General features: G+C 62.5%; 2 protein-coding genes. Both read right to left on the bottom strand.

Features of this window, described 5'->3' with window-relative positions; genetic code table 11:
* On the bottom strand, nt 1-165 hold a 165-nt coding region (locus tag GY725_05995), incomplete at its 3' end, for an alpha/beta hydrolase (protein MCP4003730.1).
* A gap of 24 nt (nt 166-189) precedes the next feature.
* Entirely contained in the window at nt 190-2,586 is a 2,397-nt protein-coding gene (locus tag GY725_05990) for an EAL domain-containing protein (GenBank protein ID MCP4003729.1), read from the bottom strand.
* Between the last annotated feature and the right edge of the window lie 371 nt (nt 2,587-2,957).

The raw sequence follows: 2,957 nt of genomic DNA, 5'->3' as shown, positions 1-2,957 counted from the left end.
ATCTTTGAACCAGAGCGCCGGAGTGCAGTAGTCGCCACCATGGGCCATGGCGCCGTGGACCGCGACGAAGACCGCCTGCGGGACCTCCGGAGACCAGACGTGGATCGTCCGGCCGACGCGGTCGGCGCAAGTCAGAGTCGCAAGCTCGTCCTCGAAGAATCTCATGGTCCTCGGCCCTGGCAAGGGTATTCAAATGGAGGAGTCGGGTACTTTCTCATCCAGGGGACTCGGCTGAGCATCAGTGGTCTGAGGTCCGGCTGGGTGCATCAAGCGGGTGATTTCCGCAGGCGGTTGCGGTCTACCGAGCAGAAAGCCCTGGATCTCATCGCAGCGCTGATCTTGAACGAAAGCCCGCTCCTCTGCGGTCTCGACGCCCTCGGCCAGCACCGACAGTCCCATCTGGTGGGCCATGGCGACGATCCCGGCCACCACAGCGGCGGCCTTCGGTTTCTCGACAGCCTCTTGGATCAGGGAGCGATCGATCTTGAGCTTCGCGGCCGAAAGGTGGGTAAGATGACGTAGCGAGGTCTGGCCGGCACCGAAGTCGTCGATACTGACCGCCACTCCGACCGCAGCCAGCTGTTGACAAAATCGAGCCGCGTCATCGAGGTCATCCAGCAGCGTGGTTTCGGTGAGCTCGATCTCCAGGCTGGCTGGCTCGAGCTCGAGCGCCTCGAGCATCCCGGCGATCCTGCGCGGCAGCTCGGGATCGTGGAAGTTACCGGCACTCAGATTGATGGCGAGACGGAGCTCGAAGAGGCCCATTCGGTGCCAGGATTCGAGTTGCCTCAAGCCACTCTTCAGGACCCATGCATCGATCGAGTCGATCAGTCCCGTGCGCTCGGCCATGGGAATGAATGCTCCTGGCTCGATCAGACCGCGTTCCGGATGCCGCCACCGGATCAGCGCCTCCAGGCCGATCCAGCAGTCGCCGCTCACGGACCAGATCGGCTGATAGAAGAGCACGAATTCAGAGTTCTCGATCGCGCGCTGTAGTTCGGTTTCCAGCCGCAATCGATCCCGCCATTCGCCGTGCTCCGCATGGGCAAAGAATCGGACGTTGGTGCCCCCGGTCTTCCTGATCCGCTTGCCTTCGTACATCGCGGCATCGGCGCTCGCGAGCAGGGTGTCGAGGTCTTCGCCGTCGCGTGGATAGATGCCGACACCGAGACTGCTCCTGAGTGTGACGACGTGGTCTCCGACCTCGAAGGGCCTCGATATGGCAGAGCTGATCCGGTGCGCCAGTCGCTCGACGTGGTCGGCGCCGTCCAGCCCCTCGAGGATGACCGTGAACTCGTCTCCGCCCAGCCGCGCCACCGTGTCCGAATCCCTGACGCAGCGCATCATGCGCTGCGCGACACCCTGAAGCAGTTGGTCGCCTGCAGCGTGGCCGTAGGCGTCGTTGACGCGCTTGAAATCGTCGAGATCGGCGAAGACGATGGCCAGGAGTTCATGGTTCCTCCGGGCATGCTTCAGCGCATGCGAGAATCGATCGTGGAAGAGGACTCGATTCGGCAGCCCGGTCAGCTGGTCGAAGTTCGCCAATTGCCAGAGTCGTTCCTCACTCAAACGGCGCTGGTCGACCAACGAATCGTGCTTGCGCTCCAGATCGAGATACTGGACCAGCGAGAGTCCTCCCAGGCAGGTCAGCCAGACCAGGACCAGATTCTCATGAACCTGGCGCGTAATTTCGTCGAAAAGTCCTGAACCGTAGACGGCGAAATGGACCAACGGCAGGAAGAGGGCGTAGGTCAGGAACGGCGCCCCTTGAGCCAGGGTCTTGATCGCCGTCCAGCGGGAATCGGCAGCGGCGGACTCGGTTCCGGCGACCGGCAGGGCCCGCAGTCGCACGATCGCAATGATGACGATACTGGGGAGCATCCAAAGCGCTGCCGGTCCCAGGTCCGCCGAAATGGCGCCGCGGAGCTGCAGCAGCTCGACCGAGTCGCTGGCCAGGAAGACTCCGACCACTGCTGCCATCAAGGCGAAGCACCGTCGCCAGCGAGCCGTTCGCGCGACCCGAGACAGTACCAGGAGCCGTGCTGCAAGATAGAGGTCGAGCGCGAGATAAAAGAACAGCGAAGGGGACCAGGACCAATACATATCTGGGCTCAGAACCGCGGGAACCACGACGAAGTAGGCAAACAAACCGAAGCTGAAGAGCACCGTTCCTGGCAATCGGTAGCGCCTGCTGATCCCGTGAATGCGGTGCTCGAAACGTAGGTCAGGGCGCCCGTCCACCGCCGCGAGCAGGAAGAGGTAGAAACCCAGGTAGATCGAGTCTCCGGCGAGGTCGAAAGTCGAGGTCCACCACTGGTCTGGCGTCAAGAGGTAAAGCGTCAGGATCACCGCCCATGCACCGAAGGCGCAGGCGACGGTGCGCCAAAAAGCACGCTCCTCGCGAACTGGTAGCTGAGCCAGGCCGGAGAGCAGTGCCACGATCGTCATCAGAACGAGAAACAGATCTGACCCGATCTCCAAGTAGTAGAGGCGGTCAACGAATCCGGGTATCGACCGCAGCGTGATCGCCACGACAGCGCCAGCGCTGGCGATGAGTACCACGCGATCCGTACGAAGTAAGGTCAAAGGGCCCGCTGCAGGTCTCATGGCGTCGTTTCTTCGGGTGCGCGTCCTGATACCGCCACTCTCTGGATCCCGGGAGTCATGCTACCAGCAACGATGTTCTTCCTCGCTTCCGCGAGCGCAGCGACATCCGGCCCTGGTGCAGCACTTCCTCGACTGCAAGGCAGGGGCGCTCAGAATCGAGGAGACGCCACGGTTCGCGCCCGGTGCCATCGCTATAGGATGAAGCTGCTTCGCCCGCGCGCGACTTCCGAATCGGTTGACCATATCCAGGCCGATTTCGCGCCTTATAGAAGAGAGGCCAGTCTGAGCCAGGATCGAGCTCTGGAAGCGCGGGATTCCCGGCACCGGAGGGCTTGGCTGCTTGTCCGGCT

This window comes from bacterium (assembly GCA_024226335.1).
Lineage (GTDB): Bacteria > Myxococcota_A > UBA9160 > SZUA-336 > SZUA-336 > JAAELY01.
This window is presented reverse-complemented; position numbering and strand designations above follow the sequence as displayed.